The 24888-nt window shown below is 63.8% G+C and carries 24 protein-coding genes; 12 read left to right on the top strand and 12 right to left on the bottom strand.

Annotated elements, in window-relative coordinates; all coding sequences use genetic code 11:
- Positions 1–120: 120 nt before the first annotated feature.
- Both FB481_RS19780 and FB481_RS19775 read left to right on the top strand, forming a co-directional pair.
- Positions 121–894 (top strand): ferredoxin--NADP reductase, encoded by a 774-nt coding sequence (locus FB481_RS19780; RefSeq protein WP_013793054.1) that lies wholly within the window; start codon positions 121–123, stop codon positions 892–894.
- Between the two features lie 312 nt (positions 895–1206).
- A complete protein-coding gene (locus tag FB481_RS19775) occupies positions 1207–2769 on the top strand; it encodes a TerC family protein (RefSeq protein ID WP_147177474.1) in 1563 nt (520 codons plus the stop codon).
- Between the two features lie 63 nt (positions 2770–2832).
- Here the strand turns inward: FB481_RS19775 and mscL are convergent, their stop codons facing one another.
- Entirely contained in the window at positions 2833–3246 is a 414-nt protein-coding gene (gene mscL, locus FB481_RS19770; protein WP_147177473.1) for a large-conductance mechanosensitive channel protein MscL, read from the bottom strand.
- Between the two features lie 282 nt (positions 3247–3528).
- Here mscL and FB481_RS19765 point away from each other — a divergent pair, with 282 nt between their 5' ends.
- Entirely contained in the window at positions 3529–3783 is a 255-nt protein-coding gene (locus FB481_RS19765; protein WP_147177472.1) for a DUF465 domain-containing protein, read from the top strand.
- A gap of 221 nt (positions 3784–4004) precedes the next feature.
- On the top strand, positions 4005–4241 hold the full coding sequence (locus tag FB481_RS19760) for a YdcH family protein (protein ID WP_075932254.1): 237 nt from the start codon (positions 4005–4007) through the stop codon (positions 4239–4241).
- 135 nt (positions 4242–4376) lie between these two features.
- Here FB481_RS19760 and FB481_RS19755 read toward each other — a convergent pair whose 3' ends face one another.
- Entirely contained in the window at positions 4377–4862 is a 486-nt protein-coding gene (locus tag FB481_RS19755; RefSeq protein ID WP_147177471.1) for a GNAT family N-acetyltransferase, read from the bottom strand.
- Between the two features lie 137 nt (positions 4863–4999).
- On the opposite strand from FB481_RS19755, the gene radA reads away from it, so the two are divergent.
- Both radA and FB481_RS23240 read left to right on the top strand, forming a co-directional pair.
- Positions 5000–6367, top strand: a complete 1368-nt coding sequence (radA, locus tag FB481_RS19750) for a DNA repair protein RadA (protein WP_027904895.1) — start codon at positions 5000–5002, stop codon at positions 6365–6367.
- A 107-nt stretch (positions 6368–6474) separates the two neighbouring features.
- Positions 6475–6648 (top strand): hypothetical protein, encoded by a 174-nt coding sequence (locus FB481_RS23240; protein WP_167363188.1) that lies wholly within the window; start codon positions 6475–6477, stop codon positions 6646–6648.
- A 7-nt stretch (positions 6649–6655) separates the two neighbouring features.
- Here FB481_RS23240 and FB481_RS19745 read toward each other — a convergent pair whose 3' ends face one another.
- From FB481_RS19745 to FB481_RS19725, 5 genes are all read right to left on the bottom strand, one after another.
- A complete protein-coding gene (locus tag FB481_RS19745; RefSeq protein WP_147177470.1) occupies positions 6656–8824 on the bottom strand; it encodes a hypothetical protein in 2169 nt (722 codons plus the stop codon).
- Positions 8811–9998, bottom strand: a complete 1188-nt coding sequence (locus FB481_RS19740; protein WP_147177469.1) for a DUF3142 domain-containing protein — start codon at positions 9996–9998, stop codon at positions 8811–8813. The genes FB481_RS19745 and FB481_RS19740 overlap by 14 nt, the downstream gene beginning before the upstream one ends.
- A gap of 131 nt (positions 9999–10129) precedes the next feature.
- Positions 10130–10501 (bottom strand): PilZ domain-containing protein, encoded by a 372-nt coding sequence (locus tag FB481_RS19735; RefSeq protein ID WP_093507198.1) that lies wholly within the window; start codon positions 10499–10501, stop codon positions 10130–10132.
- A gap of 76 nt (positions 10502–10577) precedes the next feature.
- A complete protein-coding gene (locus FB481_RS19730) occupies positions 10578–11204 on the bottom strand; it encodes a response regulator transcription factor (RefSeq protein WP_093507200.1) in 627 nt (208 codons plus the stop codon).
- Positions 11201–12574, bottom strand: coding sequence for a cache domain-containing protein (locus tag FB481_RS19725; RefSeq protein ID WP_093507201.1), 1374 nt, complete (start codon positions 12572–12574; stop codon positions 11201–11203). Before FB481_RS19725 ends, FB481_RS19730 begins: the two co-directional genes overlap by 4 nt.
- A gap of 249 nt (positions 12575–12823) precedes the next feature.
- Here FB481_RS19725 and FB481_RS19720 point away from each other — a divergent pair, with 249 nt between their 5' ends.
- From FB481_RS19720 to yjiA, 3 genes are all read left to right on the top strand, one after another.
- Positions 12824–14905, top strand: a complete 2082-nt coding sequence (locus FB481_RS19720; protein ID WP_147177468.1) for a carbon starvation CstA family protein — start codon at positions 12824–12826, stop codon at positions 14903–14905.
- Positions 14895–15098: a YbdD/YjiX family protein gene (locus tag FB481_RS19715; RefSeq protein ID WP_013793040.1), complete on the top strand. Its 204-nt coding sequence runs from the start codon at positions 14895–14897 to the stop codon at positions 15096–15098. Before FB481_RS19720 ends, FB481_RS19715 begins: the two co-directional genes overlap by 11 nt.
- 84 nt (positions 15099–15182) lie before the next feature.
- Positions 15183–16148 (top strand): GTPase, encoded by a 966-nt coding sequence (gene yjiA / locus FB481_RS19710; RefSeq protein WP_147177467.1) that lies wholly within the window; start codon positions 15183–15185, stop codon positions 16146–16148.
- A gap of 244 nt (positions 16149–16392) precedes the next feature.
- On the opposite strand, the gene rpoD is transcribed toward yjiA, so the two are convergent.
- The 3 genes from rpoD to rpsU all read right to left on the bottom strand — a co-directional run bounded on the left by rpoD (position 16393) and on the right by rpsU (position 20633).
- Positions 16393–18240, bottom strand: a complete 1848-nt coding sequence (rpoD, locus tag FB481_RS19705; protein WP_147177466.1) for an RNA polymerase sigma factor RpoD — start codon at positions 18238–18240, stop codon at positions 16393–16395.
- A gap of 67 nt (positions 18241–18307) precedes the next feature.
- Complete coding sequence (dnaG, locus tag FB481_RS19700) at positions 18308–20287, bottom strand: DNA primase (protein ID WP_147177465.1); 1980 nt, start codon at positions 20285–20287, stop codon at positions 18308–18310.
- A gap of 130 nt (positions 20288–20417) precedes the next feature.
- Entirely contained in the window at positions 20418–20633 is a 216-nt protein-coding gene (gene rpsU / locus FB481_RS19695) for a 30S ribosomal protein S21 (protein WP_003290642.1), read from the bottom strand.
- 203 nt (positions 20634–20836) lie between these two features.
- Between rpsU and tsaD the strand changes: the two genes are divergently transcribed.
- On the top strand, positions 20837–21862 hold the full coding sequence (gene tsaD / locus FB481_RS19690) for a tRNA (adenosine(37)-N6)-threonylcarbamoyltransferase complex transferase subunit TsaD (protein WP_147177464.1): 1026 nt from the start codon (positions 20837–20839) through the stop codon (positions 21860–21862).
- 219 nt (positions 21863–22081) lie between these two features.
- On the opposite strand, the gene plsY is transcribed toward tsaD, so the two are convergent.
- Complete coding sequence (plsY, locus tag FB481_RS19685; protein WP_147177463.1) at positions 22082–22651, bottom strand: glycerol-3-phosphate 1-O-acyltransferase PlsY; 570 nt, start codon at positions 22649–22651, stop codon at positions 22082–22084.
- A 74-nt stretch (positions 22652–22725) separates the two neighbouring features.
- Here plsY and folB point away from each other — a divergent pair, with 74 nt between their 5' ends.
- On the top strand, positions 22726–23082 hold the full coding sequence (gene folB, locus FB481_RS19680) for a dihydroneopterin aldolase (RefSeq protein WP_093507216.1): 357 nt from the start codon (positions 22726–22728) through the stop codon (positions 23080–23082).
- Positions 23073–23600 (top strand): 2-amino-4-hydroxy-6-hydroxymethyldihydropteridine diphosphokinase, encoded by a 528-nt coding sequence (gene folK, locus FB481_RS19675; RefSeq protein WP_093507218.1) that lies wholly within the window; start codon positions 23073–23075, stop codon positions 23598–23600. Before folB ends, folK begins: the two co-directional genes overlap by 10 nt.
- Here folK and FB481_RS19670 read toward each other — a convergent pair.
- Complete coding sequence (locus FB481_RS19670) at positions 23597–24832, bottom strand: multifunctional CCA addition/repair protein (protein WP_093507220.1); 1236 nt, start codon at positions 24830–24832, stop codon at positions 23597–23599. The two genes, folK and FB481_RS19670, sit on opposite strands and share 4 nt — an antisense overlap.
- Positions 24833–24888: the final 56 nt, after the last annotated feature.

Below are 24888 nucleotides of genomic sequence, written 5' to 3'. Positions count from 1 at the left end.
CAATCACATCGAAACCGTGCACCCGGCGATCTCGCCCAACCGTTCTCCCTGATCTTTACCGGTGTTTCCAGCTGCCGCTTTGCGCGACACTAGGCCCCATGAGCCCAGACGGAGCCGCCGATGAGTAGCGAAGACAAATTCACCCGCCAGACCCTTCTCGACGTACAGACCCTGACGCCCAGCCTGTTCACCCTGCGCACCACCCGCGATGCCGGGTTTCGCTTTCGCGCCGGGCAGTTCGTGCGCCTGGGTGTGGAGAAGGCCGATGGCTCGGTGGTCTGGCGTGCCTATTCGCTGGTTTCCGCGCCCCATGACGAGCACCTGGAGTTCTTTTCCATCGTGGTACCCGGCGGTGAGTTCACCAGCGAACTGAGCCGTCTGCGTGTCGGCGACACCCTGCTGGTGGAGAAGATGGCCACCGGTTATCTGACCCTGGATCGCTTCGTCGATGGCCGCGACCTGTGGCTGCTGGGCAGCGGCACCGGCATCGCGCCGTTCCTGTCGATGCTGCAGGACTTCGAAATCTGGGAGCGCTTCGAGCGCATCGTGCTGGTGTACAGCGCGCGCACCCTGGCCGAGCTGGCCTATCAGGACATGATCCACGGCTTCGCCGAGCTGGAGCATCTGGCCGAGTACACCCACAAGCTCACCTATGTGCCGGTGGTCACCCGCGAGCAGGCGCCGGGCTGCCTGAATGCGCGCATCACCCAGCTGATCGAAAACGGTGAGCTGGAGCGTGCCGCCGGTCTTGAGCTGACCCCCGAACATTCGCGGGTGATGATCTGTGGCAACCCGCAGATGATCGACGACATCCGCCAGTGCCTGAAGGCGCGCAACATGAACCTCAGCCTGACCCGGCGGCCTGGCCAGGTCGCCGTGGAGAACTACTGGTAAGGCCGTCGGCTGGTGCCCAGGCCAGGCATGTAAAGCACGGTTACAAACTTGCCGCTTTCGGTGTGACTCGTGCTCCAGTAGATTGCAGGGTCTGTTTCCCACTATCCGGTCTACATGGACAGCGACAGTAGTCGACCGCCCTCGCCATTACGGACGAGGGCGCTTCCCAAAGGCAGCGCCGCCCGGCGCGCGCCCATCGTGCAGCACAGCGCTGCGCATCCTTCCCGACAGCCGAGACTTCACGCGCCTGCGCCCTGCATGCGCGCCGCGTTCGGCCGTCTCCGTTTTCCCCTAGAGAGAGCTACACACTAAATGGAATGGATCGCTGATCCGACGGCCTGGCTGGGCCTGTTGACCCTGATCGTCCTGGAAATCGTGCTGGGCATCGACAACCTGGTGTTCATCGCCATCCTCGCCGACAAGCTGCCGCCCGAGCAGCGTGACCGCGCGCGGGTGATCGGCCTGAGCCTGGCGCTGATCATGCGCCTGGGCCTGCTGGCCAGCATGGCCTGGCTGGTGACGCTGACCGATCCGCTGATCGAGGTGTTCGGCAAGTCCTTCTCCGGCCGTGACCTGATCATGCTGTTCGGTGGTGTGTTCCTGCTGTTCAAGGCCACCATGGAGCTGCACGAGCGACTCGAAGGGCGCACCCATCAGCATGGCGGCTCGCGCACCTACGCCAAGTTCTGGCCGGTGGTGGCGCAGATCATCGTGCTCGACGCGGTGTTCTCCCTGGACGCGGTGATCACTGCCGTCGGTATGGTCGAGCATTTGGAAGTGATGATGATCGCGGTGATCATCTCCATCGGCCTGATGATCGTCGCCAGCAAGCCGCTGACCGCCTTCGTCAACGCCCGCCCGACGGTGATCATGCTGTGCCTGGGCTTCTTGATGATGATCGGCTTCAGCCTGACCGCCGAAGGCCTGGGCTTCCACATTCCGAAGGGTTACCTGTACGCGGCCATCGGCTTCTCGATCCTTATCGAGCTGTTCAACCAGATCGCCCGTTCGCGCCGCAAGCGCAGCCTGCAGGGCCAGCGCGGCCTGCGTGACCGCACCGCCCACGCGGTGATGCGCATGCTTGGCGGCAAGGTGCAGGCCGATGAAGTCGGCGAGGACATCGCCGACATGCTCGAGGGCGAGCAGGGCGAAACCGCGCTGTTCGACCGCCGTGAGCGGGTGATGATCAGCGGTGTGCTGAACATGGCCGAGCTGTCGATCCAGAAGGTCATGACCGACCGCATGGAGGTCGACTGCATCAACCTCGACGACGCCCCGGAGAAGATCCAGCAGGCGCTGCTCGACTCACCGCACTCGCGCCTGGTGGTGATCCGCAACGAAACGCGCGACGAGCCCCTGGGCTACGTGCATAAGAAGGAGCTGTTCAAGGAACTGCTCAAGGGCCAGCAGCCGGATATCGAAAGCCTGGTACGCGCGCCGATCAACCTGCCGGACAGCTCCAGCGTGCTCAGTTCCCTGGAGCAGATGCGCCAGGGCTCGACCCACGTGGCCTTCGTGGTCAACGAGTTCGGCGGCTTCGAAGGCCTGCTGACCCTGACCGACATCCTCGAGGCCATCGCTGGCGAACTGCCGGATGCCAGCGAAGTGGACGGCCCGGACGTCGAGGAAGTGGATGGTGGCTACCGGGTCAACGGTGCGGTCAACCTGGCGGTGCTGCGCGAGCGGATGAACTTCGCGGCCAAGCCGACCGACGATTACCAGACCCTGGCCGGCTTGGCCATGAGCCTACTGGACCGTCTGCCGCTGATCGGCGACAAGGTCGAGTACCTGGGCTGGGAGCTGACGGTGATCGAGGTGAAGGAACGGCGCATCACCCGCGTACTGCTCAAGCCGGGCGGCGAGTCGGCTGCGTGACCACAGCTGGACATGGAAACGGCGCCCTGGAGGCGCCGTTTTCTTTACTGCTCTGCTGCCTGATCAATCCTTGTGCTGCTGGCTCTTGAGCAGGTCGCGGATTTCCGTCAGCAGTACTTCCTGGGTGCTCGGCGCTGGTGGCACCGACGGCGCGGCGGCTTCTTCGCGCTTGAGGCGGTTGATCGCCTTGACGCCCATGAAGATCGCGAAGGCGATGATGATGAAGTCGATCACCGTCTGGATGAAGCGCCCATAAGCCAGCACCACGGCCGGGATATCGCCCTCGGCGGCCTTGAGGGTGATGGCCAGGTCCGAGAAGTCCACTCCACCGATCAGCAGCCCCAGGGGCGGCATGATCACGTCGCCGACGAAGGACGAGACGATCTTGCCGAAGGCCGCGCCGATGATGATACCGACCGCCATGTCGACGACGTTGCCCTTGACCGCGAAGGCCTTGAATTCGTTGATGATGCTCATGTGTAACCCCCTGGATCTGTTTGGTGCGCTGAAGTGTAAAGCACCGCTAGCGGTCTGCCATGATTGGCGTTCGGCTGGCGTTAGGTTTGTGACCCCCAGGTCGCGGCATTGTCCGAATTTATTACCGGAAGTTGATACAAGCCGGTTCGCTGCAGCGCTCTGCATCGGTGCTTTGCGCACGGACGACCAGCGGTGGCCTGGCGCTTTGCGCGGTTGACGAGGATCAACGGCAAGGGTCTTCCACCTGATTAGAGTGGCCACATCATTTTTAGGAGCCTGGCCATGCATATCGACTATTCCGCCCAATCCGACACCGCCGCGCGGCTGCACGGTAACCCCGCCTATGCGGCGCTGGTGGAGCAGCACGACGATGTCGACCGGCGTATCGCCCGGATTGAAAATGGCCTGGAGCGGCCTGACGGGCTAAGCCTGGCTGCCCTGAAATTGCGCCGCTCCGGTTTGCGCGAGGATCTGGCGCGTCAGCAGCGCAAGGCGCGCGGTGAATGTTGCAACAGCGGCAACCACTGCGGCGGTTGATGCAACTCGTCGGGCGGGCGTGTCGGTGGTGATGGGCGAAGAGCTTATTCACGATCTCGCGAGCTAGAGCGATCCAAGGCAAAAACAAGCGAGGAAGCGGAGTTTACGAGTGGTAAATGAGCATTCCGAGCTTGTTTTTAACGCAGGAGCGCCGACGCGCAGCAGATCGTGAACATGCGCTAAGGTCAATGGATCACCACCCCACCATAGAGGAGCGCCCCATGACCGCCGAGCACAATCTGCGCGAAGAATTTCGTGAGTTCGGCGACGCCCTGACCGAGCGTCGCAAGAGCCATCCGGGGTTCGATGGCCTGGTAGGCCGCTACCAGGATCTGGACAAACGCATCGTCGAACTCGAGTCCGGCAACCAGTCCTTCGACGACGAAACCCTGGGCCGCCTGCGCCGCGAGCGGGTGCTGCTCAAGGACAAGATCGTGCAGGAGCTCACCGAGCGCTGAGCCTCAGTCGATATTGGGTGCAGCGATGTTTGATGGATGCCTGGGTATCGCTGCGCTCAACGCCAGGCTACGGGCTGGTTTCTGTAGCCTGGGTTAGCCGCAGGCGTAACCCGGGTTCTCCATTTCTACCGGCAATCAGGCCTGCACCACAAAGCGCCGCAGCCCCGGCTCTTCCGGCTCTTTATCCAGTTCACGCACCTTGTACGGCAGCTCGCTCAGCACCTGCCGGCAGAAAGCGCTCGCCAGCTCATCCTGCTCGTAACAACAAACTAGCCAACGGCGCCCGTCGCTGACCGTCTGTTGAAGTAACGCGCGACCAATGCCCAGGCGCCGGTATTTCCTGAGCAGGAACAGGTCGGCGAACTCCATATCTGCAACGTCCGGTTTTTCGCAGGCCTCAAGCAGCAGAAAGCCGGCGATGAAACCGTCGACCAGAATCAGTCCGGCGCTCCAGCCTTGGTCCTGCCAGTAGCGCTGCAGATGCGGCTCGTGCACGTAGAACCGGCCATCGATCTCAACATCCTCCTGCTCCCAGTCCGACGACTCGTAGGCATAGAACTGATAGAGGTTGCGGATCAGCGGCAATTGATCGGCGCTGGCGGGAATCAGTTCGATGGACATCACGGTTCTCGGGGCAGGGGAGCGGCGCATTATCGACCTGGCCGGTGCACCGCCGATAGCCTGCGCGCACAGGTCTGTAAATTTATCCAGTTGTTCGGTATCGTTTCGGCCTCGATCGATCAGGCAGGACGACTCCCATGGCCAAGGCCAAACGCTTGTACGGCTGCACCGAGTGCGGCGCGACCTTTCCCAAGTGGGCCGGGCAATGCGGCGAGTGCGGAGCCTGGAATACCCTCACCGAAACCATGATCGAAGCCGGCGGCGCTGCGGCGCCCAGCGGGCGAACCGGCTGGGCCGGGCAGCAGGCGCAGTTGAAGACCCTGGCCGAAGTCAGCGTCGAGGAAGTTGCGCGCTTTTCCACCGCGTCCGGCGAACTCGACCGCGTGCTCGGCGGCGGCCTGGTGGACGGCTCGGTGGTGCTGATCGGCGGCGACCCCGGCATCGGCAAGTCGACCATCCTGCTGCAGACCCTGTGCAACGTCGCCCAGCGGTTTCCGGCGCTGTACGTCACCGGCGAGGAATCCCAGCAGCAGGTGGCGATGCGCGCCCGGCGTCTGGGCCTGCCGGAAGACAAGCTCAAGGTGATGACCGAGACCTGCATCGAAAGCATCATCGCCACCGCCCGCCATGAAAAGCCCAAGGTGATGGTGATCGACTCGATCCAGACCATCTTCACCGAGCAACTGCAGTCCGCACCCGGCGGCGTCGCCCAGGTGCGCGAGAGTGCGGCGCTGCTGGTGCGCTTCGCCAAGCAGAGCGGCACGGCAATCTTCCTGGTCGGTCACGTGACGAAAGAGGGCGCCCTGGCCGGCCCGCGGGTGCTCGAGCACATGGTCGATACCGTGCTGTATTTCGAGGGCGATCCCGATGGCCGCCTGCGCCTGTTGCGCGCGGTGAAGAATCGCTTCGGCGCGATCAACGAGCTAGGCGTGTTCGGCATGACCGACAAGGGCCTCAAGGAAGTCAGCAACCCCTCGGCGATCTTCCTCACCCGCGCCCAGGAAGAGGTGCCGGGCAGCATCGTCATGGCCACCTGGGAAGGCACCCGGCCGATGTTGGTGGAAGTGCAGGCGCTGGTCGACACCAGCCATATGGCCAACCCACGGCGGGTGACGCTTGGGCTTGATCAGAATCGCCTGGCCATGCTGCTCGCGGTGCTGCACCGCCATGGCGGCATTCCCACCTATGACCAGGATGTGTTCCTCAACGTGGTCGGCGGCGTGAAGGTGCTGGAAACTGCCTCCGACCTGGCGCTGATCTCGGCGGTGATTTCCAGCCTGCGCAACCGGCCGCTGCCCCACGACTTGCTGGTGTTCGGCGAAGTCGGCCTTTCCGGCGAGATTCGCCCGGTGCCCAGCGGTCAGGAGCGTTTGAAAGAAGCCGCCAAGCATGGCTTCAAACGCGCCATCGTGCCCAAGGCCAATGCGCCGAAGGAGTCGCCGCCCGGCTTGCAGGTGGTCGCCGTGACGCGCCTGGAGCAGGCCCTCGACGCACTGTTCGAGTAGCTGCGGCGTTCTGCCGCTATGGGCCTCCGGCGGCTATTGATCCGCGTCAATGGCGGGGCAGGGCGGCAGTCGCAGGATGAAGGCGTACCCACAGAGGAGTCGCCATCATGCTGCTGTTCTACGACATCATCGCCAAATCCAGTGCTTCCCACGTCGACCGCCTGGGCGTCGAGCGCAAGCGTCAGCCGCTTCTGGATTTGCTGCCGCGTGTGGTGAAAGCCCGTCGCGCCCGTCGTCGCGAGGCCGATGCGGCCTGCTGCGATTTCGGTATCCGCCACTGAGCGACCCTCACACAGTGGCTTTCCTGGCACGTCGTCGCCAGTAGATGGCGATGCCGACAACTGCTAGCGAGAGTGCAGCCAGCGCACCCCGGTATTCGCGTACGGCTTGAGTGACGGTTTGCCCGCGCTCTATCCATTGCCGCTTGCGCGCTGCCTGGAAATCAGGCGTCTCGCAGGCGCCCACGCCGAACACGAAGGCCTGAGCTGGCGGCAGGCGCAGCGCGCCATGCTCAACGTAACGCCGGTAGTAGCTCTGTGCACGTTGCGGATCGACATTGATCATCCAGTCGGTGGCCGCACACAAGGTGCTGGCGAACGCCTGGCTGCGTTCTGGCAGCAGATCCGCCGCGCTGCTGGCCAGATCTGCCGCTATCCACCGGTAATGAAAGCGCCGATAGGGTTCGGCTACAGTGGCGTTCCAGCGCTGCGCCTCGGCTACCGATAGCAGGCCACCCGTATCAACCGGGCCTGTGTCCGGAGTCACCTGTGCGCTGTTGTAGCGTTCGGGGTAGTTGCCTGCATAAACGTAGTTATCCGGCCCCAGTTCGTAGCCCAGCAGTTCCATGCCCTGGTGGTGAAGGATGCTGGCAGCCTCGAAATAGGCCTCGGCGCGGCCGATATCGGTCCACGCGCTTTGTGTACGCTGGCGTGCCTGCTGGTAGTCCGCTGCGGCCTGCTGTTGCCCGGCCTGGGTGAAGTAACCACGTGCTTCGTCATAACGGCCGTCGCGCATCAGGCGGCGCGCCAGCAGCTCGCGCAGGCGCAAGGCCGGCGGGCGGTCCCAGTAATTCCAAGGTTCGCCGTCGGCAGGCTCCGGGGTGCTGGTGACGTGACTGTCGACGTAGCCTTTGAGTTCATCGGTGGTCAGTACGCGCTCTGCCACGGCAGCGGCGTCCTCCCAGTAGAGATCACCACTGCGATAAAGCTGTTCGAAGGCTTGCAGATAGTCACCACGCTCGAGTGCGAGAATCGCCGACTCGCCTTCGATACGGCATTTGGGCTTCAGGGTTTCGTTCAGCCAGTCGCCGTTACGGCGCCAACCCCAGTTCTCGTCGTCCGGAAAGCGTTTGGCCGCCTCGGCATAGGCCTGGCTGGCGGCTTTGCTGTCGCCAGCGCGCAGCGCCATTTTGGCTCGTAGCCACCAGGTCAGGCCGCTATCTGCAGCGCGCTCGAGAAAACGCTGAGCTGTGGTGTAATCCCCTTCGCGGTAAGCGATTGCTGCGAGGTGGTCGGCGTCGTCCAACTGCTGGATGCCCGTCTGCTGAATCAGCGTCAGCAGGCGTTCTGCGGGCAGCGACGAATGCTGGATGCCGGCCAGCAGCATGGCGCTGAGTAATTGCCGCACCGCCTGCTGTTGCAGCAGCGGCAGCAGGTGTTGATCATCCATGGCAGCGAGCGTTGCGCCGACCTCGCGCAATGAGCTGCTGCCGGTTTCGGAGCCATGGATGGCCTGGCTGGCGTAGAGGGCGATGGCCTGGCTCCATGCGCCTGCCTGCAGACTCAGTCGCGCCTGTTCGCCGAGGCTGGCAATGGCCAGCTCGAGCGGATCGTCGAAACCTTCAATCGCCAGCTTACGCGTCTGCTCGAAAGCCGCGGTCGCCCGCTGCGGCAGCTCGGGATCGATGGTGTCGGAGGCCTCGCCGGTCATGAACGCCAGGCTACGACCAAGGGAGTAGGCCGCCCAGGTGCTGCGCAACTTGCGTTGCTCGGCCGGCAAGGCCAGTACGCGCTGGAAGTACTCGGCGGCCTGCCGGTGGTCGCCTTGGGCAAAGGCCACGGCGCCAGCGGTGTACAGGCGCAGCTCGGCCGGCAGCTCGACGCTCTGGCGCTCTACCTCGGCCGCATCGGTGAGTGTGCGCAATTGCTGAACATGCTCGAAGACGCCGTCCGGCAACTGTGCTTTTTCCACCTCGTCACGCTGATCCGGCAGGCGGTCGTTGGTGCCCCAGTACTGCGGCAGTGTCGCTTCACTGGCCCCGCCCAGGCCGGGAATCGTCGCACCAAGTTTGCGAATCTCCTGTGTGAAGCTGCCTTCGGGCAGCTGCGCCAGAGTGTTCTGGCGATCATTGAGCAGCAGATAGGGGAAGTCGGGTCCACAAGCGATGGCCGGGGACAGCGGTAGCACCAGGCCAACGCCGATACCTAGCAGCCGGCGTTGCCACTCAGGGTGAAACATGAATTGCTCCTTGCTCGAACAGGCTGCAGCGTGCCCAGCCCAGTGCCTGGCGTTGCCCTGCCGCGAGACGGGCGGGTTGTTTGCGAACGAATACCGGACCACTTTCGCCTCGTTCCAGGCGATAGCCGGCGACGGCGTCGGCTGCTTCGCAGTGGCTGCCAGCCAGGCTGACGCGCGCTGGAAGGTCGACGTCGCGATTACCTTTGCTCACCAGCGTCAACTCACGCAACGGGCCGGCTTGGTTCACGTCCACGGTGATCGAGGCGTTCAACGGCTGCCCATGTATAACCGCTTGCAGCGTCGCCAGCGGCCAGGCGCGTCTGTCACCTGGCAGCGGCAGGCGGAACCAGATGATGCCACGCAGCTTTTCCGGGCGGCACTCGTCCAGGGTGGTCAGAAGGTTGGCGACCTGCTGCGGGTCTGCAAGCAGTTCGCGGCGCCTTCCGCTCACATCCAGTGGGGCTTCGCTCTCGACTTGTCGTGATGCCTCGATCACGGCGACGCCATAGGCGGGGAGCGCGAGCAGGAAGGGTTTTTCGCTGCGCTTGCCGTAGGCATCGGCCCAGCGTTTTGCCTGCTGTGGGTCGAACAGGCCATCGCGTGGATCGTTGACGGCATGAACCTGCAGCACCGAGCTGTCGACTTGACGTAGCAGGGCTTCCAGATGCGGGCTATTCAGCCAGGTGGGCAGGGCGGTGATGCTCAGCGCGAGGTTGGTGGGCAGCGCGGAGCGCAGTGCTGCTAGCAGGTCCATGTAGACGGGCAGCCGCGCACTTGCGCAGTCGTGATCGATTTCCACGCCTTGCAGATTGACCCCGCTGGCTTGCCATTCAGCCAGCAGGCTGGCTGTTTGGTCGAGAATCTGCGCCTGATCTGGTTGCGGCAATTGTCCGTCGAGCCGTATCACCATCACTACCGGGCGACCGTCAGCGATCAGTTGCTGCAGGTCGGGATAGGCCCTGGCCCAGCCTGCCTTGGGATGAAACTGCAGAGCGAGCACGCGTAAGACGGTGAAGTCGCTCTTGCTCTGCGTAAGCACCTGACGATGTGAGGGTTGCCATTGCCGCTGCCAGATATAGACCTGCTGCTCCAGCGGTGCCGGAGGCGATGGCGAGCAGGCAGCACAAAGCAGCGCCAGCAGCGACAGGCACAAACAGCAGAGGGGTCGATGCATACGGTCGGTATCGTCGCGCAGCGGGGCGGTACATACGATACGCCTGGCCCGCATTTGCTGCGCGCTGATTTTGCCAAGCCAGGCCTTGCTAGGTCACCGGCTCGGCGAATCGTCGCTCTGGATGGGAGGAGTCAGTTATCGTCTTCGCAGAGGGCGGCCAACTCGCGTTCAAGCAGGGTTTCGTCGCCCAGGTTGAGTTCCACCAGGCGGCGCAGGTGACTCATGGAGTCCAGGTCGATGTGGTGGCAGAGAAAGCCCAGCACGCGCTCTTCACGGTGTACCAGCTCGACCTGCATGCTCACTTGCAGGTTGTCATCGAGGGCAATGCGCAGCAGGTAATCCTGGCCGGCTTCGCCTTCCCAGTTCCAGGGCCGGCGTACCAGTACGCCGCGAAAGGAGATGTCATGCAACTCCACTTGCCAGCTCTGTTCGCCCTGCACGATCTCGGCGGGCGCGTCGAAGGCGATGCGCTGGAAGCGCCGACGTTCGTGGTTGTCACTCATGGAAGCTGTCCTCTATTGGTTTAGCCCACTATAGCCAAGCCGCGCGGCGGCGTCGCCGACTGCGCGAAAGCTGGCGTCAGGTTTGCGGTGACCAGCCGTGCTCCATGGCGTGTTTGACCAGGTCGGCGGGCTTTTCGATATCCAGTTTGCGGCGAATGTTCAGCCGGTAGGTTTCCACGGTGCGCACGCTGATCGCCAGCTCGCGGGCCATGGCCTTGTTGTTCAGGCCCTGGGCCATCATCAGCAGCACCTGGCGTTCGCGCGGAGTCAGCTCGCCTTCCTCGGTTTCTTCCTGGGCCAGCTTGTGGGCCACGTCGCCGCTGTAGAAGCGCCCGCCGACCGCCAGCACGTCGATGGCCGAGATAATGTCCTGGGACGGCGCCTCCTTGAGCACATAGCCCGAGGCGCCCATGCGCAGCGAGCTGCTCACGTATTCCTGGTTGTCGTACATGCTGAGGATCAGCACCTTGGTGGCCGGGTGACGCTTCTTGATGATGCCGGTCAGCTCCAGGCCGTTGATGTCTTTCAGGCCAATGTCCATCAACAGGATATCCGGCTGCTCACGGGCCACCAGCTCCAGCGCCTCGCTGCCGCTGCCGGCTTCACCGGCGATCTCGAAATGCTCGACCATCGACAGCAAGGTGCGGATGCCTTCGCGCACCAGAATGTGGTCGTCGACGAGGGCGATGCGGATGGTCTTCATGCGTGCTCAGTCCGGGATTGTGGCGCTTTGGCGGAGAGTAACAGGGCGATGGTCAGAACGGTGCCAGCGGGCGTGGAGGCGATGCTGAAGTCGCCGCCGAAATGCTCCACCCGCTCGCGGATGTTGCGCAGGCCGATGCCGCCACTCTGCTCGGCCTGGCGTGGGCTGAAGCCGGTGCCATCGTCGCTGATGCGCAGGTTGACCCGCCGCGGGTTGCCGGTCAGCTGGATGGTCACCTGGCTGGCCCGGGCATGGCGCTCGATATTGGTCAGCGCCTCCTGGAGGATGCGAAATAGCGCCACGTTCATGTCGTCGCTCAGGCGCGTGTCGCCCAGGCTGTTTTCATAGGCAACGCGCAGGCCGCTGCGTTGCTCGAACTCGCTGGCCAGCTGGCCGATCGCCGAGGCCAGGCCGAGGGTGTCGAGTAGTGAGGGGTGCAGGTCGTGGGAGATGCGCCGCACCTCGCCAATCGCCCCCGCCAGGCGCTCGATGCCCTGGCGTAGGGTCTGCGCGGCGCTGGCCTTGCCGGCGTCCAGTTCGTGAGCGGCCAGCTCGAACTTGAACTTGATCGACACCAGTAACTGGCTGATGCCGTCGTGCAGCTCACGGGACAGGCGCGAGCGCTCCTCTTCCTGGGAGGTGATAATGCGCTGGGTCAGTTGCTGCAGCTTGCGGTCGGCCAGGCGGTGTTCGCTGACGTTGAGGGTCAGGCCGCTGGCGAACACCAGCAGCACGGCGATCAGCGCGACGATGGCGATGGCCAGCATGGTGGTGCGAATGCCGCTGCCGACGTCGTGGCGAACCTGGGCAATGGCGTTGTCGACGTCTTCCAGGTAGATGCCGGTGCCGAGCATCCAGCCCCAGCGGTCGAGCTGGGTCACGTAGGCGAGCTTTTCGGCGACCTGGCCGGTGGAGGGTTTCTGCCAGGCGTAGCGCTGGAAACCGTCGCCTTCGGTGGCGCTGCGGATCAGTGCCTGGATCACCAGCAGGCCATGGGGATCGGTCATGTTCCACAAATCCTTGCCCACCAGCGTGGCCTGGCGCGGGTGCATGAGGTTCTTGCCGTTGCGGTCGTAGACGAAGAAGTAGCCGTCGCTGCCGAAATTGATGCGTTGCAGCAGGGCCAGCACCTGGCGCTTGGTTTCCTCGTCGTCGCGGCCGCTGTCGTACAGAGGTGCAATGGTGCTCATGGCCATTTCCACATAGTGCTGCAGCTCGGCCTGCTTGCTGCCGAGGATGCTGTGCTCGATCAGCTGGGCCTGCTGATTACCCAGGCGCTGGTTCTGGATCAGCACCAGCAGGCACACCACTGCCACGGCCAGGAGCATGGGCAGCAGGCTCAGGGCGACGATCTTGTGCTTGAGTTGCATGGGCACTCCGGGCTGCGTGCCGGGGCAGGCAGCCCCGCGGCGGATGGACGGCGGGCAGAGCATACACAAAGGCGCAGGGCCCGGTTGACGGGATCTGCATGCTTCTACGTAGTTCTACGTAGAGGGCCGTGGGTAGTTTTGCGAATTACTGCAAAGCGTACTTATATGGATAGTTGCGGGGCTCTTGTAACAGAGCACAACAATAACAATGAGTGTCGTGGGTTAAGGCCCGCGACCGGAGATGTCCAAATGACCAGAATGGCCAGTCATATCGCCTGGTTTGCGGTCGCGTTGCTGGGCGCCTTCGCGCTAGGCACCGTGGCGCTGAACCGCGGCGAATCGATCAACGCCCTGTGGATCGTCGTCGCTGCCGTGGCGATCTACCTCGTCGCGTACCGCTACTACAGCCTGTTCATCGCCACCAAGGTGATGCAGCTAGATCCCACCCGCGCCACCCCCGCCGTGCTCAACAACGATGGCCTGGACTACGTCCCGACCAACAAGCACATCCTTTTCGGTCACCACTTCGCCGCCATCGCTGGCGCCGGCCCGCTGGTCGGCCCGGTACTCGCCGCGCAGATGGGCTATCTGCCCGGTACCCTCTGGCTGATCGCCGGCGTGGTGCTGGCCGGCGCCGTGCAGGACTTCATGGTGCTGTTCATTTCCACCCGCCGCAACGGCCGCTCTCTGGGCGAGCTGGTGCGCGAGGAAATGGGCCAGATCCCCGGCACCATCGCGCTGTTCGGCGCCTTCCTGATCATGATCATCATCCTCGCGGTGCTCTCGCTGATCGTCGTCAAGGCGCTGGCGGAAAGCCCCTGGGGCATGTTCACCGTGATGGCGACCATCCCCATCGCGATGTTCATGGGCATCTACATGCGCTATATCCGGCCAGGCCGCATCGGCGAGATTTCTCTGATCGGGGTGATCCTGCTGCTCGGCTCGATCTGGCTGGGCGGGGTGATCGCCGCTGACCCGGTATGGGGGCCGGCCTTCACCTTCACTGGCGTGCAGATCACCTGGATGCTGATCGGCTACGGCTTCGTCGCCGCGGTGTTGCCGGTTTGGCTGATCCTGGCACCGCGCGATTACCTGTCGACCTTCCTCAAGATCGGCACCATCATCGCCCTGGCCATCGGCATCCTGGTGGTCATGCCCGAGCTGAAGATGCCGGCGCTGACCCAATTCACCGACGGCACTGGCCCGGTGTGGAAGGGTACGCTGTTCCCGTTCCTGTTCATCACCATTGCCTGTGGCGCGGTATCCGGTTTCCACGCGCTGATCAGCTCGGGCACCACGCCCAAGCTGCTGGCCAATGAAACCCACGCCCGCTACATCGGTTACGGCGGCATGCTGATGGAATCCTTCGTGGCCATCATGGCCATGGTGGCCGCCTCGGTGATCGAGCCGGGCATCTACTTCGCCATGAACAGCCCGGCGGCCCTGGTCGGCTCGGATGTTCAGTCGGTCGCTGCCACGGTCAGCAGCTGGGGTTTCATGATCACGCCCGAGCAGCTCGAGGCGGTCGCCCGTGATATCGGCGAGAACACCATTCTGGCCCGTGCCGGTGGTGCGCCGACGCTCGCCGTGGGGATCGCGCAGATCCTGCATAGCGTGCTGCCAGGCGAGAACACCATGGCGTTCTGGTACCACTTCGCGATTCTCTTCGAGGCGCTGTTCATCCTCACCGCGGTGGACGCCGGTACCCGTGCCGGCCGCTTCATGCTGCAGGACCTGCTCGGCAACTTCGTGCCGGCCCTGAAGAAAACCGAATCCTGGACCGCCAACGTGATCGCCACCGCGGGCTGCGTGGCGCTGTGGGGCTGGTTGCTGTACCAGGGCGTGATCGATCCGCTGGGCGGCATCAACACCCTGTGGCCGCTGTTCGGCATTTCCAACCAGATGCTGGCCGGTATCGCCCTGATGCTCGGCACCGTGGTGCTGATCAAGATGAAGCGCGAGCGCTACGTGTGGGTGACGCTGATCCCGGCCACCTGGCTGCTGATTTGCACCACCACGGCGGGCCTGATCAAGCTGCTCGACCCGAACCCGGCCGTCGGCTTCCTGGCGCTGGCCAAGAAGTACCAGGCCGCGCTGGACGCCGGTCAGGTCATCGCCCCGGCCAAGGACATCGGCCAGATGCAGCACGTGATCTTCAACGCCTACACCAACGCCACGCTCACCGTGCTGTTCCTGTTCGTAGTGCTGAGCGTTCTGTTCTACGCGATCAAGGTCGGCCGCGCCGCCTGGCGCAAGGAGCTGCGTACCGACCGCGAAGCCACCTATGAAGCGCTGCCTGCAGACGCGCCGGAGGTTGCCCGTGTTCAATGATCTCAGCCGGATGGGCAAGTACCTCGGTCAGGCTGCACGGATGCTGGTGGGCATGCCTGACTACGACACTTACGTCGAGCACATGGCCAAGAAGCATCCGGATCAGCCAGTGATGAGCTACGAAGCCTTCTTCCGCGAGCGTCAGGAAGCACGTTATGGTGGTGGCAAGGGGCGGCCGATCCGCTGCTGCTGACATCACCTTGTGGGCTTTCGGGCCCGCTTCAAGCACCACACGCCACGCCTCGTCGTGGCGTGTGTCTTTCAGAGGAATGCATTCATGTCCTTTTCCCCCATTCCGGTCACCGTGCTCAGCGGCTTTCTCGGTGCCGGCAAGACCACACTGTTGCGGCATATCCTCAAGGCCGAGCACGGCCTGAAGATCGCGGTGATCGAGAACGAATACAGCGAAACGCCCATCGACAGCCAACTGCTCGGCAGCGAGCCGGTGCAGGTGATGACCCTGGCCAACGGCTGCGTGTGCTGCTCCATCCATGTCGAGCTGGAGAAGGCGCTGTTCGTGTTGCTGGAAAAGCGCGACAGCGGCGAGCTGGATTTCGACCGCCTGGTGATCGAGTGCACCGGCCTGGCCGATCCTGCGCCCGTCGCCCAGACCTTCTTCGCCACCGAGGAACTGTGCGAGCGCTACGTGCTCGACGGCATCATTACCCTGGTGGACGCCGTCAATGCCGAGCGCCATCTGCAGGAAACCATCGCCCAGGCCCAGGTTGGGTTCGCCGACCGCATTCTGCTGAGCAAGACTGATCTGGTCGATGATGCTGCCCGTGAAGCGCTTGCCGCACGGCTGCAGCGCATCAACCGCCGGGCGCCGATCCGCGTGGTCGAGCATGGCTGCATCGACTTGAGCGAGCTGCTGGATGTGCGCGGCTTCAACCTCAATGCCGACGTGTCGCCGAGCCTGCGACCGGTGCTGCCTGGCAAGAGCAGCGACCGAATCGCCACCCTGGTGCTGACGGGCGACAAGCCGCTGGATCTGGATCGCCTCAGCGGTTTCATGGAAGGCCTGTTGGAACAGCACGGCAATTCGCTGCTGCGCTACAAGGGCGTGCTGAGCATCGCCGGCGAAGACCGGCGCATGGTGTTTCAGGGCGTGTTGCGGCTGTATGGCTTCGACTGGGACAGCGAGTGGGGCGCTGACGAGAAGCGCGAGAGCGTGATCGTATTCATCGGCGACAACCTGCCCGAGGAGGCTATTCGTCAGGGCTTCGCCGAGCTGACGGGCTGAGCTGGCACACTGTCTGTTTCCGCCGCGTAGGGTTTTGCGAGGATTGCCCGGTGGCTGCGTTGCTAGGCTCAGGTGAACAAGCTTCGCGTTGACTGCGCGTCCCGGTCCACTCTACAAGGTTGTAGGGTAAAGGGCGCTCTTTTCATCCACCAACGCGGTGGAGGGCGAGGCCGCTCCATAAGCCCCGAAGCGCAGGCGAAAAAAATGCCGGTCAGTGACCGGCATTTTTCATTCCCGTGAACCCTTACTCGTCGAGGAACGAGCGCAGGTGTTCGCTACGGGTCGGGTGGCGCAGCTTGCGCAGTGCCTTGGCTTCGATCTGGCGGATACGCTCACGGGTGACGTCGAACTGCTTGCCCACTTCCTCGAGGGTGTGGTCAGTGTTCATGTCGATGCCGAAGCGCATGCGCAGAACCTTGGCTTCACGGGCGGTGAGGCCGGCCAGCACTTCGCGAGTGGCTTCCTTGAGGCTTTCCACGGTGGCTACGTCGATCGGGGACTGCATGGTGCTGTCCTCGATGAAGTCGCCCAGATGCGAATCCTCGTCGTCGCCGATCGGGGTTTCCATGGAGATCGGCTCTTTGGCGATCTTCAGCACCTTGCGGATCTTGTCCTCGGGCATTTCCATGCGCTCGCCCAGCTCTTCCGGCGTGGGCTCGCGGCCCATTTCCTGGAGCATCTGACGGGAGATGCGGTTGAGCTTGTTGATCGTCTCGATCATGTGCACCGGAATACGGATGGTGCGCGCCTGGTCGGCGATCGAGCGGGTGATCGCCTGGCGAATCCACCAGGTGGCATAGGTCGAGAACTTGTAGCCACGGCGGTATTCGAACTTGTCCACCGCCTTCATCAGGCCGATGTTGCCTTCCTGGATCAGATCGAGGAACTGCAGGCCGCGGTTGGTGTACTTCTTGGCGATGGAGATGACCAGGCGCAGGTTGGCCTCGACCATTTCCTTCTTGGCGCGACGGGCCTTGGCTTCACCGATCGACATGCGACGGTTGATGTCCTTGATCTCGGCCAGGGTCAGGTCGCTTTCATCCTGCAGGGCGATCAGCTTCTGCTGGCAGCGCTGAATGTCGGCTTGCAGATTGCCGATGGCCTCGGCGTACTTGGCTTTACCCTTGGCCAGGCTGGCAGCCCAGTCCAAGTCCACTTCGTTGCCGGGGAACAGGCGCAGGAAGTCGGCACGCGGCATGCGGGCGTCACGCACGCACAGTTGCATGATGGCGCGTTCCTGGCCGCGCAGGCGGTCCAGGGCTTCACGTACACGCACCACCAGTGCGTCGTACTGCTTGGGCACCAGTTTGATCGGCATGAACAGCTCGGCCAGCACGCGCAGCTCTTCGATGGCCTGCTTGCTGTCGCGACCGTGCTTCTTCAGCGCTTTCTTGGCGACTTCCAGCTGATCGGAGACCGCGGTGAAACGGCGCAGGGCCTCTTCCGGGTCCGGGCCGCCATCGCCTTCTTCTTCCTCGTCGTCGCTGTCGCCGTCTTCTTCGTCATCGTCCTTGTCTTCGGCCTTGTCGTCCGAGGCGGCGGGAACGGGGGCGGCAGCTTCAGCCGGCACGCTGCCGTCATCCGGGTCGATGTAACCGCTGAGGACTTCGACCAGACGGCCGCCCTCGGTGGTGACGCGGGTGTATTCGGCAAGAATGCTGTCGACGGTGCCCGGGAAGTGAGCGACAGCGCCCATGACTTCACGGATACCTTCTTCGATACGCTTGGCGATTTCGATCTCGCCTTCGCGGGTCAGCAGCTCCACGGTACCCATTTCACGCATGTACATGCGCACCGGGTCGGTGGTACGGCCGATATCGGTCTCAACGGCCGCGAGAGCAGCGGCTGCTTCTTCGGCAGCAGCTTCGTCGGTGTCGGCTTCGGCCAACAACAGGGCGTCCGCATCCGGAGCACTCTCGAATACGTTGATCCCCATGTCGTTGATCATGCGGATGATGTCTTCCACCTGTTCCGGATCTGAAATATCCTCGGGCAGGTGGTCATTGACCTCCGCGTAAGTCAGGTAACCCTGCTCACGACCACGGCTGATCAATTCTTTCAAACGAGATTGCTGTTGCGCTTTTCCGGACATAACACCCTATCCACTTAAGGTCTTGGCGGGCTGAAAACAAGCCGAGGATTATACCTCAGCTCGGCGCTCAGGCGCCAGTTGGGGTCTTGCTGGGCGAGTTCAGGCTGCTGTAATGCTCACGTAACAGAGCCTTTTCCTCGTCGGTGAGTTCGCTCGGGCTTTTTTGCATGATGCTGCGCAGAGCGGTTTCGCGTCGCCGGAGCGACTGACTACGGGCAAGTGTAGTTATGGTGTCGAAAAACTGCCGTTCAAGGTTGTCGTGATCGATCAGCCACTCTTTTTCTGCCAGAACCTTGAGCAGGCGGCCCTGTTCGGTGCCGTGCCAGCGGGCGATCAGTTGCAGCGAACGCAGTTTCGGTTGCTTCTGCAAAGTGCCCACCAGCGCTACCAGCAGTTGGGCGTACGTGTCGTCTTCGGCGGCGAAGTTGCTGACATCCTCGACTTTCTGCGCCAGCTCCGGATGATGCAGCAGGCTGCGCAGGGCGCTCAGGTGCGGCGACTCGACGCTGACCGCAGTGCGTGGTGGATGGTAGTCGTCGCGGCCTTTCTTCCATTTGCCGCCATCCTTTTTCCATTCGCCCTTGCCGGGCTTGCGGGTCGGGCGCTCGAACACCTGCGCCGGCGCAGCATGCTCCTCGAAGCCTGGCGGTGCGTCGTAATAGGCGCTGTCCGGGATGGTTTCGAAGGGCGGTGCGTGATGGTCGTGGCTTTGCTGGGCGGGCGCGCTCGATTGCCGCGTAGGCGCCGCCTGTGGCTGGCCCATGGCGCTGGCATCCAGGCCGGTGATCTGGGTCAGGCGCTGGCGCATCAGGGCGCGTAGCGTGTTGCCGGGGATCTTGTCGATCAGCGGCGCAGCCAGGGTGACCAGATGCGCTTTGCCTTCCAGCGAGCGGGGGTCGGCCTCTTCGCTCAGTTGCTGGAAGAAGTAGTCGGCCAGCGGCTGGGCGTGTTGATGAATGCGCGCCTGGAAGGCATCGGGGCCTTCGCTGCGCACCAGGGTGTCCGGGTCTTCGCCGTCGGGCAGGAACAGAAAGCGTGCGCGGCGACCGTCCTGCAGGTTGGGCAGCGCGGCTTCCAGGGCGCGCCAGGCCGCATTGCGCCCGGCCTGGTCGCCGTCGAAACAGAACAGCACGCTGGGCACCAGGCGGAAGATCCGTTTGAGGTGCTCTTCGCTGGTGGCGGTACCCAGGGTCGCCACCGCGTTGCGCAGGCCTTGCTGGGCCAGGGCGATGACGTCCATGTAGCCCTCGACCACCATGATCTCGTCGAGGTTGCGGTTGTGCTTGCGCGCCTCAAACAGGCCGTAGAGTTCCTGGCCCTTGTGAAATACCGGGGTCTCGGGCGAGTTCAGGTACTTGGGCTTGTCGTCGCCCAGCACGCGGCCGCCAAAGGCGATAACCCGGCCGCGGCTGTCGTGAATGGGGAAGATCACCCGGTCGCGAAAGCGGTCGTAGCGTTTGCCGCTGTCCGGGTTCTCGACCAGCAGGCCGGCATCGATCATCGCCTTGTGCTGCAGGCTGTCACCGGCCAGATGCTTGAGCAGGTTGTCCCAGCCCGGCGGGGCGAAGCCGAGGCCGAAATCCCGGGCGATCTCGCCGGACAGACCGCGACCTTTCAGGTACTCGACCGCGGCGCGGCGCTGCGGATGGCTTTTCAGGGCCTGGCGGTAATAGTCGGCAGCCGACTTGAGCAGCGCGTAAAGCGGCGAGTCGGTGGCCTGGCGAGGTTTGCCGCCGCGGCCGCTGTCCTCGCGCGGTACTTCCATGCCGGCGCGCTTGGCCAGTTCCTCGACGGCCTGGGGAAATTCCGTCTGGTCGTGATCCATCACGAAGCCCAGGGCGTTGCCACCAGCGCCGCAGCCGAAGCAGTAGTAGAACTGCTTGTCCGGGCTGACCGTGAAGGATGGGGTCTTTTCCTTGTGGAACGGGCAGCAGGCGCTGTAGTTCTTGCCGGTCTTCTTCAGTTGGATGCGCGAACTCACCACGTCGACGATGTCGGTGCGGTTGAGCAGGTCATCGATGAAGGATTGCGGGATCAGGCCGGCCATAGACGCTCAGGGTGTCCAGAAGATGTAGCGGCACAAACGCAAAAACTCCGCCATTTCGCCAGCTGGCGATGCGGAGTTCTTGGCGATGATGCCCGGCTCGGCCGGGCATTCGGGCGTTGCGTGTACGCTATTAGTACAGGCGAACGCTGCGGCGCTGCTCGCGCTGCACTTTCTTGGCGTGACGCTTAACAGCGGCAGCGGCTTTGCGCTTACGCTCGGCGGTCGGCTTTTCGTAGAATTCGCGGCTACGAACTTCGGCCAGAACACCGGCTTTTTCGCAGGAGCGCTTGAAACGACGCAGAGCTACGTCGAAGGGTTCGTTCTCTTTAACTTTGACGGCTGGCATCCAGGGCTACCTTCTTTATTACCGGAGGTTTGTGTCTTCCTGGCAACGGCACGGAAAGATCACAGGTTTTTAAGGGTTGCGGATGTTACCGCCTCGTCAAGCGGAATGCAAAGCCTCTGATCGAAAAGCACTGGTCTGGGCCGCCGAGCGGCGATTATCATGCCGGCCTTTTACGCTGGGCAAGCGGCAGAGAAGGCGAAACCATGCTGGTTCTGGGATTGGAAACTTCGTGCGACGAGACCGGTGTCGCGCTTTACGACAGCGAACGCGGCCTGCTCGCCGATGCGCTGTTCAGTCAGATCGACCTGCACCGCGCCTATGGCGGCGTGGTGCCGGAGCTGGCCTCGCGTGACCACGTCAAGCGCATGCTGCCGTTGATCCGCCAGGTGCTGAACGAGGCGGGCTGCGTGGCTACCGATATCGACGCCATCGCCTATACCGCCGGGCCCGGCCTGGTCGGTGCGCTGCTGGTCGGCGCCTCCTGCGCCCAGGCCCTGGCGTTCGCCTGGGACATTCCCGCCATTGGCGTGCACCACATGGAAGGCCATCTGCTGGCACCGATGCTGGAGTCGACGCCGCCGGCATTTCCGTTCGTTGCGCTGCTGGTGTCGGGCGGTCACACCCAGTTGGTGCGCGTCGACGGCATCGGCCAGTACCAGTTGCTCGGCGAGTCCCTGGACGACGCGGCCGGCGAAGCCTTCGACAAGACCGCCAAGCTGATGGGCCTGCGCTACCCCGGTGGCCCGGAAATCGCCCGTCTTGCCGAGCGCGGCATTCCGGGGCGTTTCGTGTTCCCGCGACCGATGACCGATCGCCCGGGCCTGGATTTCAGCTTCAGCGGCCTCAAGACCTTCACCCTCAATACCTGGCAGCAGTGTCAGGACAGCGGTGATGACAGCGAGCAGTCCCGCTGCGACGTGGCCCTGGCCTTCCAGCAGGCGGTGGTCGAGACGCTGACCATCAAATGCCGTCGCGCGCTCAAACAGACCGGCCTGAGCAACCTCGTGATCGCGGGCGGAGTGAGTGCCAACCGGGCGCTGCGTATGTCGCTCGAAGACATGACGGCAGCGCTGAAGGGCAACGTGTTTTATGCGCGTCCGGCATTCTGTACCGACAATGGTGCAATGATCGCCTACGCCGGTTGCCAGCGTTTGCTGGCCGGGCAGCATGAGGAATTGGCGATCACCGTGCAGGCCCGTTGGCCGATGGAGCAGTTGCCGGCGTTGTGAGGGTTGGTGTGTTGGTGATGTGCGGGTGAAGCGGCTGCTAGAAAGCAAAAGCGTATATCGGCGCATATCTGTGGGAGCGGGCGGGGACGCCCAGTCCATGCCCGCGATTTTTCGCGCGCATGGCGCGCTCCCGCAGTGGCTCGGCGACAGGCCGCTTTCGCCACCCTGCATCATTTTTTCATCGAAAGCTAAGCCTGCGCTGTCACGAGCAGGCGCTGATCAGAAATGCCGTTCGCGGCCGGCCCACAGATCACGCAGATTGCCGCGGTGGCGCCAGACGATCAGCCCGCTGAGCACGCACATCGGCAGCAGCGCCGCTGGTTGTTGCCAGGCCAGCAGCGGCAGCGTCAGGGGCGCGGCGGTGAGAGCCGCCAGGGAGCTGGTGCGGGTCAGGGTGAAGGTCAGCAGCCAGGCGCCGAGGGCCAGCAGCGCGGCCGGTGGGTAGAGCCCCAGCAGCATGCCGGCTGCCGTGGCGACGCCCTTGCCGCCGCGAAAGCGAAAGTAGATCGGGTAGAGATGGCCGATCACCGCGGCCAAGCCCAGCCAGGCCTGCTCTCGAACGGTGAAATCGAGGTGGGCGGCGATCAGCACCGGCAGCAAACCTTTGAACAGATCGCCAATCAGCGTGAGAATGGCCAGGCGTTTGCCCGCCACCCTGAGCATGTTGGTGGCGCCGGGGTTGCCCGAACCGCTGGCGCGCGGGTCTGCCAGGCCGGTCATGCGGCTGAGCAGGATAGCGAAGGACAGCGAGCCGAGTAGGTAGGCGAGGGTCGCCAGTAACCAAAACATGGTATCCATTCCGCGCCGGGGGATGGCCGATTCTAACGAGGTGCGGCGAGCTTGTCGTGCCGTGGAGAGCATGCTTGGACACAGTGTTTATCGCAGGGCTGGAAGTCGACACCGTCATCGGTGCCTACGACTGGGAGCGCACCATCCGCCAATGCCTGCAGCTGGATCTGTGGCTGGGCTGGGACAATCGTCCGGCTGCCCTGGACGATGACCTCAGCAAGGCCCTGGATTACGCCACGCTGTCGACGCGCATCCAGGCTTTCGCCAGCGAATCCCAGTTCATCCTCGTGGAAACCTTCGCCGAGCGCCTGGTGGCGCTGCTGATGAGCGAATTCGGCATTCCCTGGGTGCGCTTGCGTGTGACCAAGCCGGGCGCTGTGCCGGCGGCCCGTGGTGGTGTCGGTGTGGAGATCGAGCGCGGATGTCGCTAACGCCAATCCTGTTGGGCCTGGGCAGCAATATCGAGCGCGAGGCGCACCTGCGCGCCGGGCTCGATGCCCTGGCCGAAATCGTCACCGACATGCGCTGCTCGCCGGTCTTCGAAAGCCTGGCGGTGGGCATCAAGAGCGGCCCGTTCTTCAACCTGGTGATCGCCGGGCGCACGGCGCTGCCGCTGACCGAGCTGGATCGGCGGCTGAAATTCATCGAGGCCGACAACGGTCGTTATGCGCCAGATCGCAAGGGCCTGCCGCTGGATATCGACGTACTGACCTATGGCGAGCTGGTGGGCAATTTCGATGGCCTGGTGCTGCCCCGGGCGGAAATCCTCAAGAATGCCTTCGTGCTGCGGCCGCTGGCCTTGCTGGTGCCCGAGGCCGAACATCCGGGCGCAGGCCGGCGCTTTGCCGACCTTTGGCGAGACGCGCGAATCGAGCAGCAGCTATGGCCGGTCTCGTTCCAATGGCGCGGCGTGGAGCTGACGCCGCCCGAGCTTCTACCTTCGCCTTAACGGGTTTTCTCGCTGGCCTGCTTGAAGGCTTTCAGCGCGGTGAGGCGCTCACGATTGAGCGCCTCACCCAGCTCTGCGCCCTTGTAGCCGCGCTCCAGCAGTGGTTGCACGGCCACCTCGCGTACCGCGGCCATGGCGGCCAGCAGATAGGCCGCTTGGGGATAGTCACGATCCTCCAAGCCATGACGACCCCGGGCATCCATTTCACAGGCCGCCACGAAGGCCTCGAAGCGTTGTGGGCGACGGAACACGTCGAAGCGCTGCATCAGCTCCAGTAACGTCGAAGCACGCAGCTCCAGAGCGCGGTGGGCGTGGGTGTGAAATTCGCCGACCAGCTCGGCCAGCTCCTGGCATTCCCGTGGCACCTTGCAGCGTTTGTTGATCGCCTCGATCAGTGCGATGCCACGGTGCTCGTGGGCGATATGCCGCGGCCACTCGGCGGGATCGGTCAGCCCCTTGCCGACATCGTGCAGCACGCAGGCCCAGCGCACGGGCAGTGGCTGCTCGTGCCTGGCGCACTGGCGCAGTACCGCCAACACATGTTCACCGGTATCGATTTCCGGATGATGGGCCGTGGGCTGGGGCACGCCGAACAGCCGGTCGACCTCCGGCAGCATGGCGGCCAGGGCGCCGCACTCGCGCAGTACCTGAATGAAAACGTCCGGGCGAGGCTCCATCAGTGCCCGGGAAATCTCCTTCCAACTGCGTTCCGGGGTCAGGGCATCCAGCTCGCTGGACTCGGCCAACTGGCGCATCAGCTCGAGCGTCTCGGGTGCCACGCTGAAGCCCAGTGGCGCGTAGCGGGCCGCGAAGCGGGCGACGCGCAGCACGCGCAGCGGGTCTTCGGCGAAGGCAGGCGAAACGTGGCGCAGTTGCTTGGCCTGGAGGTCGCGTTGGCCGCCGTAGGGGTCGATCAGGTTGCCCTGCTGATCTTCTGCCATGGCATTGATGGTCAGGTCGCGGCGGATCAGGTCCTCCTCCAGCGTCACCTCGGGGCTGGCGTGAAAGGTGAAGCCGCCATAGCCGCGCCCGCTCTTGCGTTCGGTGCGGGCCAGGGCGTACTCCTCGCCCGATTGCGGGTGCAGGAATACCGGAAAATCAGCGCCGACCGGGCGATAGCCCTGCTCCAGCAGGGTGTCTGCCGTGGCGCCGACCACCACCCAGTCGATCTCGGTCACCGGGCGGCCGAGCAGGCGGTCGCGCACGGCGCCACCGACTTTGTAGATTTGCATAGAAGTCTCCGTCATGCGCAGAGGATACCCGCTGTGCCGGAGGCTGTCGTCGCGCG

It is taken from the genome of Pseudomonas sp. AG1028, from assembly GCF_007993955.1.
Lineage (GTDB): Bacteria > Pseudomonadota > Gammaproteobacteria > Pseudomonadales > Pseudomonadaceae > Aquipseudomonas > Aquipseudomonas straminea.
The sequence above is the reverse complement of the archived record's forward strand: the minus strand, read 5'-3'. Positions and strand labels throughout refer to the sequence as shown.